This window comes from Methylomonas sp. 2BW1-5-20 (genome assembly GCF_052474515.1).
Map to the genome: position 1 here is coordinate 3,213,818 of NZ_CP184127.1, position 14,041 is coordinate 3,227,858.

Genomic DNA, 14,041 nt, shown 5'->3' on the forward strand with positions numbered 1-14,041 from the left:
AAACGGCGTGGCCCGACTGCTTGAGTGCGAGTTAGGCTACGCCGCTGTTTTTACAACACCGTAAGCACAATTACGGCCCGCCTCCTTGGCCAGATACAGCCGGCTATCGGCTTCATCGAGCAATATCGATGGCGCTTGCTGCAAGTCCGGAATCAACACCGCATAACCCGCGCTGATCGTTACCCATGCCGACACGCTGGAACTGGCGTGAGGAATTTGCTGAGCTTCTACCCGCCGGCACAGCATCTCGGCAATGCGTTGCGCACCATCGACGTCGGTGTCCGGCATCAACATCACAAACTCTTCGCCGCCGTAACGCGCCACCAAATCACCGGAGCGGCTTACCGACGCCGCCAGCAGCGTTGCCACCTGCCGCAGACAAATATCGCCGGCGCCATGACCGTGACAGTCGTTATAGGCCTTAAAATAATCGACATCCGCCATGATCAAGGCCAGCGGCATCTGATTGCGTTGCGCCCGCTTCCATTCATTTTCCAATACTTGATCGAAACGCCGGCGGTTGGGGATACCGGTCAAACCGTCCATCCAGGCCATCGCTTCCAATATATCGGTCATTTGCTTCAGACGGATATGATTTCGGATACGGGCTTTAACCACCGGCAAATAAAACGGCTTGGTTATGTAATCCATTGCGCCCAGGTTTAAGCCATACTCTTCGTTAGTGGCCGCGTTCATTGCCGTGACGAAGATCACCGGAATCGCACTGGTGAGCGGGTCGCTTTTCAGTCGGCGACAGACTTCGTAACCGTCCATGCCGGGTATCATCACATCCAACAGAATCAAATCGGGCGGTCCCTGTCTGGCGATTGTCTCCAGCGCGGCCTCGCCGCTGACGGCTACCTTCACCCGATAGTCATCGATCAGATTTTCCGCCAATACCTGAATATTGGTGGGCGTATCATCGACGATCAAAATCAAGGGTTTGGAGGGTTCGATAGTCATGACGATCCTCTCTGTAGATATTGTGAAATGCCGGCTTCCAGCTCCGCGAGGCTGATTCGCGCGGCCCGATAATCGATGTTGCCGACCTGTTTTTCTATCTGCCGCAACAGTTTGCGGGTACTCGGGCCAGGCAAAGCTTTTTTCAAAAGTTCCAGCAATTCAAGCGGCACAAAGTCGCTGCCCTCCAGCAAGGTATGCAATTTAACGACAAGCTCTCTCGCGGCCTCCCAATTCGGCGAATCGTAACCGTTGTCGGCAATAGTCTCCTTCGCTGTCAACTCGGCAATAGTTTGCAGGGTGGCGGCCAATGCACCCTCGCAAGACGCCATTTCGCCATTGACCGCCCCCCCCTTAAGCAAGCTATCTTCCAAGCCCGCCGCGACCCGGCTCAACTCCACCGCGCCCAGCACCCCGGCCGCCCCCTTCAAGTTGTGCAGCAATACCGCGGCCTGCTCGTTATCGTTGTCGCCCAGCATAAGCCGTATCCTTACCATCACATCGGCAAACTTGTCCCTGAAAGATCCAAACAGGCGTTGCAATTTGGCGGTGTCGTCGCCGATTATGGCGCGAATATACGCCATATCGAACCCCGGCAGTTCGTCAGGCAAAGCGGAAATTGCCGTAGCGGATTTGCGGACGGAAGGATAACTAGGCAGGCCCGGCGCCGACGGTTTGATCCAGCGGATCAGCGCCGCCATCAAGGTCTGCGGCAATACCGGCTTGCCGACATGATCGTTCATGCCGGCCGCATAACAATCGTTACGCTCCCGCTCCTGTACCGCCGCCGTCATCGCAATGATGGGTAAATCGGCAAAACGCGGGTCCTGACGAATCAGTCTGGTGGCATCCAGACCGCTCATCTCCGGCATTTGTAGATCCATCAACACCGCGTCGAAGCGCATTTTTCGGACCGCTTCGACCCCTTCACGGCCGTTATTGGCCACCGTCACCAGCAAGCCCGAACTTTCCAGATATTCGCGCGCCACGATCTGATTGACCTCGTTGTCTTCCACTAACAGGATACGCGCACCGCTGATCGAAGCTGCCATGCTGCCTAGCTGCGGCCGGACTCGTTCGGCGGTCAAATCGACCTTACCCCCCTGCAACCTCGTCAACGCATCCAACAGTGTCGAAGGCATCACCGGCTTCACCAGAATATCGTCGGGGATGATATCGCCGGCGGCATTCAACAATTTTTCGCGACTGAACGCCGTTACCATGATTACCACCGGGGCATTGCGAATTTCCGTGCGGCGCACCATTTCCCGAATCTCGCGCGTTACCTGCAAGCCATCCAAGCCCGGCATTTTCCAATCCAGCAATACCAATTCGAAATCCTGCTTGGCATCGTTTGCCGCCCGCAATCGGGCCAGTGCCTCGTCGCCTGACGCCGCTTCCTCTACCTGAAACCCCCAGGCCAACAAAATGTCGCGCAGCATTTGCCGGGAAATATCCAGGTCGTCAACGATCAGCACCCGCATGCTTTGCAAATGCGCGGGAAGTTGCCGCACCGTCTGTTCCACCGGATAGGGTAACAGCAAGGTAAACTCGAATAGACTGCCCTCGCCGGCCTGACTTTGTACTATCAAATCCCCGCCCATCATTTCCACCAGCCGCTTGCTGATGGCCAAGCCTAGCCCGGTTCCGCCGAAGCGGCGGGTAATGGAACCGTCGGCCTGCGTAAAAGCTTGAAACAACAGATCAAGCTGTTCCATGGTCATGCCGATGCCGGTATCGCGTACCGAAAAGCTCAGCTTTACGTGCCCGTGCGCATTGGAGACCTGCGAAACCTTGACGTGAATCTCTCCACTCTCGGTAAATTTCACCGCGTTACCGACCAGATTGTTTAGCACCTGCCCCAAACGCAAGGCGTCGCCGATTAATAGTGGCGGCACCGCGGAATCGAGCTCCAACACCAATTCCAAACCTTTTTCCTCGGCGCGAACGATGAACAGATTCAGCACGTTTTCCAGCAATTCCTCAAGACTAAACGCATCGGCCACCAACTCCATGCGTCCGGCTTCGACTTTTGAGTAATCGAGAATATCGTTGGTAATCGCCAACAGCGCCAAGGAAGAAGTATGAATTTTCTGCAAATAATCCCGGAGTTTGGGCGACAAATCGTTATTCAAAGCCAGATCCGACAACCCGATGATGGCGTTCATCGGCGTGCGGATTTCATGGCTCATGTTTGCCAAAAACATGCCTTTGGAGCGAGAAGCCGCTTCCGCCTCCTCCTTGGCCTGTAACAATTCGACGGTTCGTTGCGCGACTTCCGCCTCCAGGCGATCACGATGACCGGTCAGATTTTCGTCGCGCACCTGAATCTCGCCCAACATTGCGTTAAATGCTTGCACCAAGTCGCCAATTTCATCCCGATCGCGTTGTACGACGCGTAAACTGTAGTTTTTATCTTCGGCGATCAGGCGCGCGGCTTCGGCCAGTTCTTCTATTGGCCTGGAAATAATGCGCTGCAAACGAATCGCCAGCAGATACACCAATATCAACGCCAGCCCCGCCGCACCCAATCCCTTGCCCAAATCGGCCAATTGATCGTTCCATTGCGCGGTAAAGTCGGCTTGCAGCAACACATATCCGACCAATTCGGTATTTTTGACGACCGGCGTGAACAACTCGGCGCGCCGGCTCCAAAAATCGGTATGCAATTCGCGGAACGGCCGCCGGTAATCCATGGATATTTCAGGGACCGATCTCGACCGACTCCAGGACGCTAACGCCTCGCCGTCGGCCGACATCATCCAGGCGGAGACGATTTCCGGCCGGTCTTTCAAGGACACCAGCAACCTGCCGGCTTCCTGCTTATCGGAAAATACCAATGCGGCTTGGCCGTTCTCGGCCAAAACATCGGCCAAACTGGACAGTTCGTGCAGCACTTCCCGGTAACGGTTAACTACCGAGCTAACCACCATCACCGAAAGACTAACGAACAGGCAAACCGCACAGCTCACCATAATGATGGATACCAGCTTTCGCCGCAGGGACCAGTTGGAAAAATTGGGTAGGGCGCGCACCAAACTATCTCCCGTAAACATAGGATGCGATATTCAACAACTGGCCCGGCAAATGTAGCCGCGCGTTACGAATCGGTTCCAAATTGACTTCAAACACTACCTTGTTGTCGCGAAACAGCAGACTTATGCCGCCGCCTTTTTCCGCGAAATCCTCTATGTCGGACAGCGTTAGCACCGGCGCGTCGCGCAGGGTTTTCAGGGTCACCAGGAAACGCTGCTGCTCGGAACTGCCGAGGAACAGCAGATGACACCCCTGCAAATTAAGATCGGTATGACTATGTTGCACAACCCGCAACTGACGCTCGCCGGCCTTACGGCCGTCCAAGGCTTGCAGTTCGCCGTCCAGCACATTATTCCCGACCACACAGAGCAAAATATCGGCACCGGGCTGCAACACCTCGGCCGGCCATTCCACGAATTTAGCAAAATTATAAAGATAAGCCGCTTTGATCTGCGCTTCCGACAAACTATCGGCGGACATTGCCTGCCAGCCGCAAGGCAGTAACAGGCAAAACCAGCAGATAACTAATTTAAAAAGCATATAGCGCCTGGGGTACGGCGCCAAAAAAGTCCAAGGCAGGATATTTTTGCTAACTCCCAGCAGTACGCCTAACGCTTGCCGCAGACCTTTTCGGCCTATCGTTTCGCGTTGTATGCGTTGTCCTTTATGCATCATGTTTTGGTTAAAAAACGACAAGGCCGATTTGCGATGAGATTAATTTGAGGAGCCGACAAACGGCGTCCGCTTTGGATTGTACCGGTAGAAGCGCAAACCCGCAGAGCAAAAAGCTCTTGCGCCCCTACCCAAGAAAGCAAAACTTACGGCGAATGCTAACCGCCTCTGCCGGGGCAGCGGCAAAAACCGTTTAATTCCACATAGGCCTGACCGGCGGTCGCGCCGGCCACACTGCACGCGCCCTCCCAGTATACCGGACCGACCCAGATCATGTGCTGCGCGTGCAATTCCTGATCTTGCACCAATGGCTGTACGGTAAATTTCTCCCCTCTCACCTCTACTTCCCAGCCTGAGGGGTATGAGCAACCGGTGTGAGGGCTTACCCATTCGCCGAGTACGGTCACCGCAAATTCGTGAGCGGCCAGCGTAATGGTTTGGCCTTGGGCATCGGTGATCGAACCGGATTTTTCTACCGAACTGTCGCCACCCTTGAAGTCGAACAACATGATTTGCCGGTTATCCTCCAGTTCGATCGCAAACCATTGCCAACCTTGCTGAATTGCCTGATACAGCTCGCCGTATTGGCGGTCAAACCAACTATTACCGCTAACCTGAAAGCTTTGGCCGCCGATGCTGATAGTACCCGTTGTCGCCATTTTCGGCCGCGAATAGTAATAAGTATACCCGCCGAAGCGATAGGGGTGGGCATCGCCGCCATAATGCAAGGCCGGTGCCTGGGTCGCCTTGAGTTCCAAATCCAGCACGTAATCGCCAACTTGCGCATACAAGCGATCGTGGCCGTCGCCACCGATTGCGGTGACTTTATTGTCAGCGCCGGAAGTCAGATTGAAGCCGTTCGGCGTGCGATTGGGCAGATGAAACTCGACGAACTCTTCAAACGAAAAACGCTGCCCGTTCACGTCGGTGACTGCCGCCTGCACCAGTTGATCGCGAAAAATCACCAAACTGTCGAATGAAAAAAACACGATTTCAAAGCCAAAGCGCCGGCCGTCGTCGGTGAACAAGTGACCGGTCCAATACCACCATTGCACTTGTTCGCTAGGTAAAAATGCATCGTCGGCCGGCAGTTCCACCGGGCCGATCAAACCGCGCCTCGGCAGGAACAGAAAAGCAACCACCACCAGAAGCAGCAGCATCCAGGGCAAGAGCGGCGGCTTGATCAGCCCTATTACCAATAAAATTGCGGCAATAATCCAGGGTAGCTTTTTCCATAGTTTACGCATCGTCAATACTCTTAAGGGGTTGAAAAAATCAAAAACGCCAGCTCAGCTTGCCGTAGATCGAACGAGGGACCTCCAACGCGCTACCGGGCAAGGAGATGGCCGATGAATCGTGATATTCTGGATGTCTGGGGGAAAACAAATTTTGGGCGATAACCGCCAGCTCCAAGCCGGTATAGGGTTCGTAAGCCAGACGCGCATCGAAGGTGGTATAAGCCTGAACTTCCTGGCCGACCCCGGCCAACTTGCCGACGTGGCGTAAGGTCAGGTCCAGTTTGACTTTTTCCGGTAAATCCATTTGCCAACGTAGCGAACCGCGGTGGCGCGGACTGAGGCCGGCGGTATCCGGATTGGCGGCATCATAGGGCATTTCGATTTTCAGGTGACTGTAATTGCCGGTAAAGCGCATCCAGTCCAATACTTGCCATTCGCTGGCGATTTCGATGCCGCGGGTGGTGACTTCACGGCTGTTGTTGTACCAGATCATCGGTTGCGTCAGCGTTGCGAAGTCGAGCACGCCCTGGCGAAACATAATCAGATCGGTGTAATGGTTACTGAATGCCGTAATGTCGGTCGAAAACTTGTCGGTCCATTGCGTCCGGTAACCAATTTCCGCGGCAAAGACTTTTTCAGCCCGTAACTTCGGATCGGATTGTCCTATTACCTGAATCATCGTGAACGGCGGCGGGGCGCTGCCCAGCGCAATATTGGCTTGCGCTTCGCCGCGGGACGGGGTGCGCGCGGCTCTGGAAACCGACGCCCACACCGAATGTTTTGGGTCCGGCGTCCACATCAAGCGGGCATTGGGTTGCACCTGAGTATTACCGAAATGGCTTTCTTCGAGTTTGGTACCCAAGGTCAGGCGCAAGGTGTCGTCGATCAGTGTGATGTCGTCCTGCACGAAAACGCTGCCGTTATGGTATCCCAGACTGTTCGGATTGAAGGAGATTGCCGCGCTATTGGTTGCCGCGCTATGAATGAAGCGGTAGCTGGCGCCCCACATCAAATCGTGGTCGGAGTTGGGATGCAGGCGATGTTGAAAATCGATATCCAGCATGTCCTGGCTGTCGGACAGCGCCGCCGCGCTGAAATTAACCCGGTCGTAATAGCCCTGCAACATAAACTCGGAACCATCGCTGAAGTTGCCCTCCCAACGGCCCAACAAGTTGGCGCCTTCGGCGTGGTCGTCGACATTGAACGGCGTATTAAACGGCGGCACGACCGTCTGCGCCGGCACCGTGTTGCCGACATTTTTGCGGTAGACGTCACCTTGCAAAGTGTAGCGGCTATCGTTGGAAATACGGTCATCGATGCGAAAACCGCCCTGCACCGAACGCCAGTCGTCATGCAGCCTCTCTCCGGCCGCATTAACGAAGGTATTGCGCTCAAAGGTTTTGGCATATACGCGATAACTGCCGTCGTCGCCGACGCGGCCGCCGTACCGGTAACCGGCGAAGCCGCGCTCCTGGTTGCCGCCGCCGGCCACGAACAGATTGCCTTGGGTGTCCTTGGCTTTTTTGGTGATGATGTTAATCACGCCGTTAACCGCGTTGGCGCCCCACATCACCGCGCCGGGACCACGGATCACTTCGATGCGTTCGATATCTTCCATCATGGTGTCCTGCAAATCCCAGAACACACCGGAAAATAACGGGGTATAAACCGAGCGGCCGTCCATCAAGACCAGCAATTTATTGGCGTAACGGCCATTGAAGCCGCGCGCGGTAACTGCCCAGACGCTGGCGTTGATTTGCGCCACTTCGATGCCTGGCGCCAACCTTAACGCATCGGGAATACTGGTCGCACCGGAACGACGGATGTCTTCCTGACTGATGACGAATGCCGCCGCCGCGGTATCGGATACCGTTTGCGATTTTCGGGAAGCCGACGATACTTCCATTTGCATCAGCTCGTTAATGGAAAACGTCTCAATATCCGGCGCCGCCTCCGCGGCCGCGCCAAATTCAGGGCAAAGATTAAGCGCTACGCCCAATAGGCATAACTGTAAAGGATTCGTCACTTGCATTTGAAACCGGCACTTTAGCCACATCGTTGATTTCATTTTTTAATTTTTATTAAGAGGACGAAGTAGCCTTGAAGATTTAACTGGCAATACTCTTCCCGGAAAGCCCTCTACAAGATAGTCGCTAAACCGGGATAAGAGGCTTCCAACAGACAAACAACGGAAAATTCGTTGCGTTTTTTGAGGGCTATCACATTTCGTCGGCCGAAAATGCGTGCCGGGATTGGGAATTTAGCAGTGCATCCTGCTTGGAATTCAGCGGTATCCCGCTGTTGTTTAGCCGACTATTGAGGTACCTTTGATTTGGGCATAAACGGTCATGCCGGACTCTAAACTCAATAGCATCGCCGATTTTTGGGTGATATGCGCCAGCAATATTTCCTCGCCCACCGCCAATTGCACGACAGTTTGGCCTTGTCCTATCTCGCTCAACGCCAATACTCGCGCCGGCAGGATATTCAGAATGCTGGAGGCTTCCGGCGGCTGCAAGGTAATACTGACATCGCGAGCATAAACCCTGATTCTGACAGGACTGCCGATAGGTAATTCCAGATACGGCAAACTCAGGCTGCCACCAGCAAATTCGGCGTGACTCAGATGATATTCGGCCTCGTGACTATCCAGCCTGCCCCGCCAAACAACAGCCGCCTGCCGGTCCAAGGCCATGGGCCCGTCCAGCCGGGTCAGCGTCTCCGCCAGCGGCCCGCAGGCCACGGCCTTACCGCCAGCCATCACCAGTAAGTAATCCGCCAGTTGATTAAGTTCTTGCAAGGAATGGGTGACGTATAAAATCGGTATCTGTAAATTCCGATGTAAGCCGGTCAGGTAAGGCAGAATGTCCTGTTTGCGCTGATCGTCCAGCGAAGCCAGCGGTTCGTCCATCAACAACACGTCCGGGCTGGCCGCCAAAGCCCTGGCAATGGCTACCCGCTGCCGCTCGCCGCCGGAGAGCCGGGCCGGCAAACGCTCCAGCAACGGCCCTATCGCCAGCAATTCGATCGCCTGCTCTAAGGAAAACGCCCGGTCCTTGGCACGCAAGCGCCGCACTGCGTAATCCAGATTGCCACGTACCGACAGATGCGGAAACAGATTGGCTTCTTGAAACACATAAGCCAAGTTACGCCGGTGAGTAGGCAGGAAAAAATCGTTTTCGCTGTCTTGCCAAAGCGTTTCGCCGATTTTCAAATAACCTTGCGACGCCCGTTCCAAACCGGCGATACAACGCAACAAAGTGGTCTTACCGGAACCGGAATGGCCGAATAACACCGTCACCCCATTGGCAGGGAGATTTAAATCGACATGCAAATCGAATTGATCGTAAGCCAAGCGAAAGCAGGCCCGGATGCTTTGAACTTGGGACATGCTCATTTCAGGGATTGCGTCAGCGTTTGCGTTTGCTGGCTGTTGTATAGCAGCAGTAACACCAGGAAGGAGAAAATCAACAATCCGCCGGCCAGCCAATGCGCTTGGCCGTATTCCAGGGCTTCGACATGGTTATAGATTTGCACGGACACCACGCGGGTTTTGTCGGGAATATTACCGCCGACCATCAACACCACACCGAATTCACCAACAGTGTGGGTGAAACCCAGCACCCCGGCAGTTAAAAACCCAGGCTTGGCCAAAGGCAGGGCCACACTGAAAAATCTATCCAGCGGCCCGGCACCCAAGGTCGCGGCAGCTTCCAAGGGCGCATCGCCCATCGCTATAAAGGCATTCTGCAAAGGCTGCACCACAAACGGCAGCGAATACAACACCGAAGCCACCACCAAACCGCCAAAGCTGAACGGCAAGGTGCCGATACCCAACCACAGGGTAAATTTCCCCACCACCCCGGCCGGCCCCATCAACACCAATAAATAAAAACCCAATACCGTCGGCGGCAACACCAAAGGCAAAGCCACCACGCTATTGATCACACCTTTCCAACGCGAGCGGCTGCGCGCCAGCATCCAAGCCAGCGGCGTGCCCAACAACAGCAACAGCAAGGTAGCCAGACTGGCCACGCGAAAGGTCAAAAACAAGGTGTCGAGATCGGCAGCGTTCAGCATGCAAAGCCTTGGTAAAATCACGGGAACATCGCAAACGATGCGGCATATTTGTCGCCTATTCTCGCTAAACAGCCATAAGGAATGCCAGAAAAATACGCGTAGGCGTATAGAAAAAACGCAATGGCCTCGTTGAATTGGCGAGGAAGTTAGGAACTAATCTGCATTTACCTACTTAGGCTTGCACCAAATCATTCCTAACTGTCCCCACCCGGATAGAATCTTATTTCCTGATAAACTGCAACCGAGTCTCTACCTTGGCCGCCACCATCGAATCGTAGTGGCGCTGCAGCATCGAATCGGTTGGCCGCGGAAACAAGGTTGCTTCAATCTCGCTTTGCAGCTGAGTCAAAAAATGCCGCTTAAGGATGGAATCCTCCGGCAAAATTGCCGTAATGGTATCTACCGGCACCGTTGCCTTATCGTGGCTGGATTTACCCGGCTTGGAATATGCCGCAATCGCGCAACCCAAAGGTGCAAAGGCGCAAGCGGCGACTATCAACATAATTAAACCTACCAACAGAACTTCACTCATCTCATTACCTCAATGACATCGCCAAAAAAAAAACGGCGACAGGCGCTGGCCCTTGCCTATCGCCCTCTTGAAAATCGCAGTGGTTTTCAATTTATTAACAGCAATATCAATGCCACGGAAAAAACTCGCCGCAAGGCGCAATCCGCCGAGACTTTCCGGGATGCGTCACACTTTGGCTGTCGTATTCCGGCGCAGGATTACAACAACCGCCCAACATCAACCCAAAACTGTCGCTCTAACCACACATGAAAAATCAATCCGCACCGAGCTTCTTGACGATCTGCGGTTTGAAACAGAGATGGAGCAATAACAAATTCTGACAGCGGTTAATTAACCAAAATCCGGTCAGCAACGATACCAACGCGACTTCCGGCAAGTAGTCGGTATTAAACAGTACCGGCAGCCAGGCCTCGGCCAAGCCGACGCCGGCTATCATAAAAATTAGTGGCAAAAGATAGAGTAACAGAGAGGTGAGCAGCAATTGACCGTCGTCTATCGCCACCAGCACGTGGTCGCCGGCTTGCAGATTCAGCTCGCAATCGACCGGAAACTCGCGTTTGGGCAGCACTTTTGCCAAGGTCGCGGTACCGCAGGATTGCTGTTGCAAACAGCCGCTGCAGGCATTGCTCTGTAGACTTTGGATCCAGGTTCGGCCGTCGCTGACGCGAGTAACGACGGCCGCTTCTTCGATCATGGGGCTAGGCTATCAAGCCCAGGCAGAGGAGATCGAAGCCAACCAATCGCTGAGACGGCCTTCGCTCAGTTCCTTCTGGTTGTCTTCGTCCAATGCCAAACCGACGAACTGATCGCCCAACAAAGCTTTGGATTTTTTGAAGGTATAGCCGGCACTGCTGGTCATACCGACGATGGTTGCGCCGGCATCGGCGAAAGCGTCGTACAAAAAGCCCAAGGCATCGACAAAATGGCCGGGATAACCTTCCTGATCGCCCAAACCATAGAGCGCCACGGTTTTACCGGTAAAATCCGCGCCGGCCAAAGTCGGCAGGAACTCTTCCCAACTTTCGTTATCGTGTCCCGCGCTCATGCCCGGCAGTTCGCCTTCGCCGTAAGTGGGCGAACCTACGATCAATACGTCGTAAGCCAGCAAATCGTCTACGGACGCTTTATTAATATTCACCGGTTTGTCGGCTGCATCGCCCAACTTCGTGGCGATTGCCTTCGCCACTTTGCGGGTGTTGCCGGTATCGGTACCAAAAAAAATGCCTACTTTTGCCATGATGATGTCTCCTTGTTAGCTTAATTAGATTTGAATTTGTAACAGGCCCGGATTGGCTGGCGCTTGCTGCGCCGCCCAGGCTTCTGGGGTAAAAGTTTTCAGCGTGACGGCATGCAAGCGGCCGGAAGCCAGCGGCTCGCTTAAAGTCGACATCACACCCTGATGTTGTTTAATCATGGTCTGATCGGCGAACAACTCGCTGACCACCGTGATGTTTAAATCGCAACCCGCGCCTTCGATACCGATGGTCGCTCCCGGATAGTCGGCCAAAATCAAGGATTCAACTTCGGAATGGGTGATGGTCTGACTGGCATCCACGCCTTCGGCGGGTTGAACCGTGGCTTGCAACAGCGGTAACAGGCTGCCGTCCTTATACATCGCCTCGACGATATCGGCACCACCGATCAGTTCGCCTTTAATGAACACTTGCGGAAACGTCGGCCATTTGGAAATCGACGGCAATTTTTCGCGGATAAACGGCGATTGCAGGACATTGACATAAGCGTAGGGAATCTTGGTTTCGTTCAAGATACCGACTGTCTTCGCGGAAAACCCGCACTCCGGGGCGCTAGGCACACCCTTCATGTAAATCAGCACCGGGTTTTCGGCGATTTGTTGCAGTATTTTTTCTTTAACGCTCATAGCTGGTTTTCTCAAGTAAATTAAATTCTGAAATACAAAACGCCCACCGCCCGACCGATGGGCTCCACACTGTTCAGCCCATCCTACGCAGACTAGCTCCCGTATGCCGCTACGGAGCACAGGGTCAAAGCGGCATACGGGCCGCCTTTTCCTCGGATACTTTCTTTTGGCGGAGCACAAATTCGTTTGGAACGAATTTGAACAGCCAAAAGGCTGGCCCGTGAGGGCGAAAACCATGGATGGTTTTCGTAGCAAAAGTATCTTCCTGTCGGTGCGAGAACCGACTTAAAAATCATCCGTCGCCCGAGCGACACCAACCGAAAGTGTCGAAAAACAGGAAATCACTCGCCGCCGGATAAGCGCTGTAAATCTTCCGCCTCGCCGGCCTTCTCCCGCGGCATGACTTCAATCTCCCCCTCGCCACGTATCACGTCGGCGTTGACGATGCAGCGCTCGACATCGGGCCGCGAAGGCAAATCGAACATAGTGCGGCGCAATACGTGCTCCATGATGCCACGCAGACCGCGAGCACCAGTGTTGCGGGCAATGGCTTTCTCGGCTATTTCCACCAACGCATCCTGAGTGAACTCCAGTTCGACGTCATCGAAAGCAAACAGTTGCTGATATTGCTTGACCAGGGCATTTTTCGGTTCGGTCAGTACCTGGATCAAGGCGTCTACATCCAGCGGTTCCAACGGCGCCAGTACCGGGAAGCGGCCGATAAACTCGGGAATCAAACCGAAACGTTTCAAATCGTCCGGCTGGGTGGCGTTCAACATCGCTTCCAAACTCGGTTTGTCATCGGGATTGCTGACTTCGGCATGAAAACCGATGGCGGTTTTCGGCGGCAACAAACGTTTTTCCACATGTTTTTCCAGGCCCGGAAACGCGCCGCCGGCTATGAACAAAATATTGCTGGTATCCACCATCACCGAATCGTTGCCGCTGTGATCCTTGCGCCTACCCTTGGAAGGAACCTTGACATGCGAACCCTCCACCAACCGTAGCAATGCCTGTTGCACACCTTCTCCGGACACGTCGCGAGTACCGAATGCCTGTTCCGGACTGCGGGCGATCTTATCCACTTCATCGATATAGACCATACCCCATTCGGCCTTGCTGATCTGACCGTCGGCCACGTCCAGCAAGCGCACCAGAATATTTTCCACATCGTCGCCGACATAACCGGCCTGCGTCAGCGTGGTGGCATCGGCTACCGCAAACGGCACGCCGACAATCTTCGCCAAGGTGCTGGCCAACAGAGTTTTACCTGTGCCGGACGGCCCTATCATCAAGATATTGGATTTGCCGATCTCCACGCTTTGGTCGGCATCGCCCAGGCCGCCGGTTTTATTGCCGACATGCTTCAGGCGTTTGTAGTGGTTATAGACCGCCACCGATAGGATTTCTTTGGCCAGGTCCTGGCCGATCACATACTGATCGAGCAAAGCCTTCATTTCGGCTGGCTTGGGCAGCGGACCTTGCATATCAGCCAATTCCTTTTTCTTACCCCAGCTGGAAACCACCTGACTGGCCAGCATGACGCAGGCTTCGCAAATATAGCCTTCGGTGCCAGCGATCATCGGCACCGACGCCGACGCTTCGATACCGCAAAACGAACAATGTTTGGGTTCTTTTACCATG

Annotated in this window: 13 protein-coding genes; 1 reads left to right on the forward strand and 12 read right to left on the reverse strand. The window is 54.3% G+C overall.

Going from position 1 to position 14,041, the window contains the following annotated elements; genetic code table 11:
• Positions 1 to 36: 36 nt before the first annotated feature.
• The 8 genes from ACH50O_RS14760 to ACH50O_RS14795 all read right to left on the reverse strand — a co-directional run bounded on the left by ACH50O_RS14760 (position 37) and on the right by ACH50O_RS14795 (position 10,518).
• Entirely contained in the window at positions 37 to 963 is a 927-nt protein-coding gene (locus ACH50O_RS14760) for a diguanylate cyclase domain-containing protein (RefSeq protein ID WP_446808535.1), read from the reverse strand.
• Entirely contained in the window at positions 960 to 3,995 is a 3,036-nt protein-coding gene (locus ACH50O_RS14765; RefSeq protein WP_446808536.1) for a response regulator, read from the reverse strand. The genes ACH50O_RS14760 and ACH50O_RS14765 overlap by 4 nt, the downstream gene beginning before the upstream one ends.
• Before the next feature lie 4 nt (positions 3,996 to 3,999).
• Positions 4,000 to 4,692, reverse strand: coding sequence for a YfiR family protein (locus ACH50O_RS14770; protein ID WP_446808537.1), 693 nt, complete (start codon positions 4,690 to 4,692; stop codon positions 4,000 to 4,002).
• Between the two features lie 134 nt (positions 4,693 to 4,826).
• On the reverse strand, positions 4,827 to 5,915 hold the full coding sequence (locus ACH50O_RS14775) for a lipocalin family protein (protein WP_446808538.1): 1,089 nt from the start codon (positions 5,913 to 5,915) through the stop codon (positions 4,827 to 4,829).
• Between the two features lie 28 nt (positions 5,916 to 5,943).
• Positions 5,944 to 7,974 carry a TonB-dependent receptor plug domain-containing protein gene (locus ACH50O_RS14780; protein WP_446808539.1) on the reverse strand — a complete coding sequence of 677 codons (2,031 nt, stop codon included), beginning with the start codon at positions 7,972 to 7,974 and terminating at the stop codon, positions 5,944 to 5,946.
• 237 nt (positions 7,975 to 8,211) lie between these two features.
• A complete protein-coding gene (gene modC / locus ACH50O_RS14785) occupies positions 8,212 to 9,303 on the reverse strand; it encodes a molybdenum ABC transporter ATP-binding protein (RefSeq protein ID WP_446808540.1) in 1,092 nt (363 codons plus the stop codon).
• Positions 9,300 to 9,986, reverse strand: coding sequence for a molybdate ABC transporter permease subunit (modB, locus tag ACH50O_RS14790; RefSeq protein ID WP_446808541.1), 687 nt, complete (start codon positions 9,984 to 9,986; stop codon positions 9,300 to 9,302). Before modB ends, modC begins: the two co-directional genes overlap by 4 nt.
• 220 nt (positions 9,987 to 10,206) lie before the next feature.
• Entirely contained in the window at positions 10,207 to 10,518 is a 312-nt protein-coding gene (locus ACH50O_RS14795; RefSeq protein ID WP_446808542.1) for a hypothetical protein, read from the reverse strand.
• A gap of 12 nt (positions 10,519 to 10,530) precedes the next feature.
• On the opposite strand from ACH50O_RS14795, the gene ACH50O_RS14800 reads away from it, so the two are divergent.
• Complete coding sequence (locus ACH50O_RS14800; RefSeq protein ID WP_446808543.1) at positions 10,531 to 10,767, forward strand: hypothetical protein; 237 nt, start codon at positions 10,531 to 10,533, stop codon at positions 10,765 to 10,767.
• A gap of 4 nt (positions 10,768 to 10,771) precedes the next feature.
• On the opposite strand, the gene ACH50O_RS14805 is transcribed toward ACH50O_RS14800, so the two are convergent.
• The 4 genes from ACH50O_RS14805 to clpX form a co-directional block, all read right to left on the reverse strand.
• On the reverse strand, positions 10,772 to 11,212 hold the full coding sequence (locus ACH50O_RS14805) for a SoxR reducing system RseC family protein (RefSeq protein ID WP_446808544.1): 441 nt from the start codon (positions 11,210 to 11,212) through the stop codon (positions 10,772 to 10,774).
• A gap of 12 nt (positions 11,213 to 11,224) precedes the next feature.
• Positions 11,225 to 11,755 carry a flavodoxin gene (locus ACH50O_RS14810; RefSeq protein WP_446808545.1) on the reverse strand — a complete coding sequence of 177 codons (531 nt, stop codon included), beginning with the start codon at positions 11,753 to 11,755 and terminating at the stop codon, positions 11,225 to 11,227.
• 24 nt (positions 11,756 to 11,779) lie between these two features.
• Positions 11,780 to 12,397: a Grx4 family monothiol glutaredoxin gene (gene grxD / locus ACH50O_RS14815; RefSeq protein ID WP_446808546.1), complete on the reverse strand. Its 618-nt coding sequence runs from the start codon at positions 12,395 to 12,397 to the stop codon at positions 11,780 to 11,782.
• A 341-nt stretch (positions 12,398 to 12,738) separates the two neighbouring features.
• Positions 12,739 to 14,040 (reverse strand): ATP-dependent Clp protease ATP-binding subunit ClpX, encoded by a 1,302-nt coding sequence (gene clpX / locus ACH50O_RS14820; RefSeq protein ID WP_446808547.1) that lies wholly within the window; start codon positions 14,038 to 14,040, stop codon positions 12,739 to 12,741.
• Position 14,041 lies beyond the last annotated feature (1 nt).

What these genes read in the sequence shown, in the direction of transcription:
- ACH50O_RS14760 (WP_446808535.1), bottom strand. Translation starts at nt 963, where the DNA reads ATGACTATCGAACCCTCCAAACCCTTGATTTTGATCGTCGATGATACG.
- ACH50O_RS14775 (WP_446808538.1), bottom strand. Translation starts at nt 5,915, where the DNA reads ATGCGTAAACTATGGAAAAAGCTACCCTGGATTATTGCCGCAATTTTA.
- ACH50O_RS14780 (WP_446808539.1), bottom strand. Translation starts at nt 7,974, where the DNA reads ATGAAATCAACGATGTGGCTAAAGTGCCGGTTTCAAATGCAAGTGACG.
- modC (WP_446808540.1), bottom strand. Translation starts at nt 9,303, where the DNA reads ATGAGCATGTCCCAAGTTCAAAGCATCCGGGCCTGCTTTCGCTTGGCT.
- modB (WP_446808541.1), bottom strand. Translation starts at nt 9,986, where the DNA reads ATGCTGAACGCTGCCGATCTCGACACCTTGTTTTTGACCTTTCGCGTG.
- ACH50O_RS14795 (WP_446808542.1), bottom strand. Translation starts at nt 10,518, where the DNA reads ATGAGTGAAGTTCTGTTGGTAGGTTTAATTATGTTGATAGTCGCCGCT.
- ACH50O_RS14800 (WP_446808543.1), top strand. Translation starts at nt 10,531, where the DNA reads ATGACATCGCCAAAAAAAAAACGGCGACAGGCGCTGGCCCTTGCCTAT.
- ACH50O_RS14805 (WP_446808544.1), bottom strand. Translation starts at nt 11,212, where the DNA reads ATGATCGAAGAAGCGGCCGTCGTTACTCGCGTCAGCGACGGCCGAACC.
- ACH50O_RS14810 (WP_446808545.1), bottom strand. Translation starts at nt 11,755, where the DNA reads ATGGCAAAAGTAGGCATTTTTTTTGGTACCGATACCGGCAACACCCGC.
- grxD (WP_446808546.1), bottom strand. Translation starts at nt 12,397, where the DNA reads ATGAGCGTTAAAGAAAAAATACTGCAACAAATCGCCGAAAACCCGGTG.
- clpX (WP_446808547.1), bottom strand. Translation starts at nt 14,040, where the DNA reads ATGGTAAAAGAACCCAAACATTGTTCGTTTTGCGGTATCGAAGCGTCG.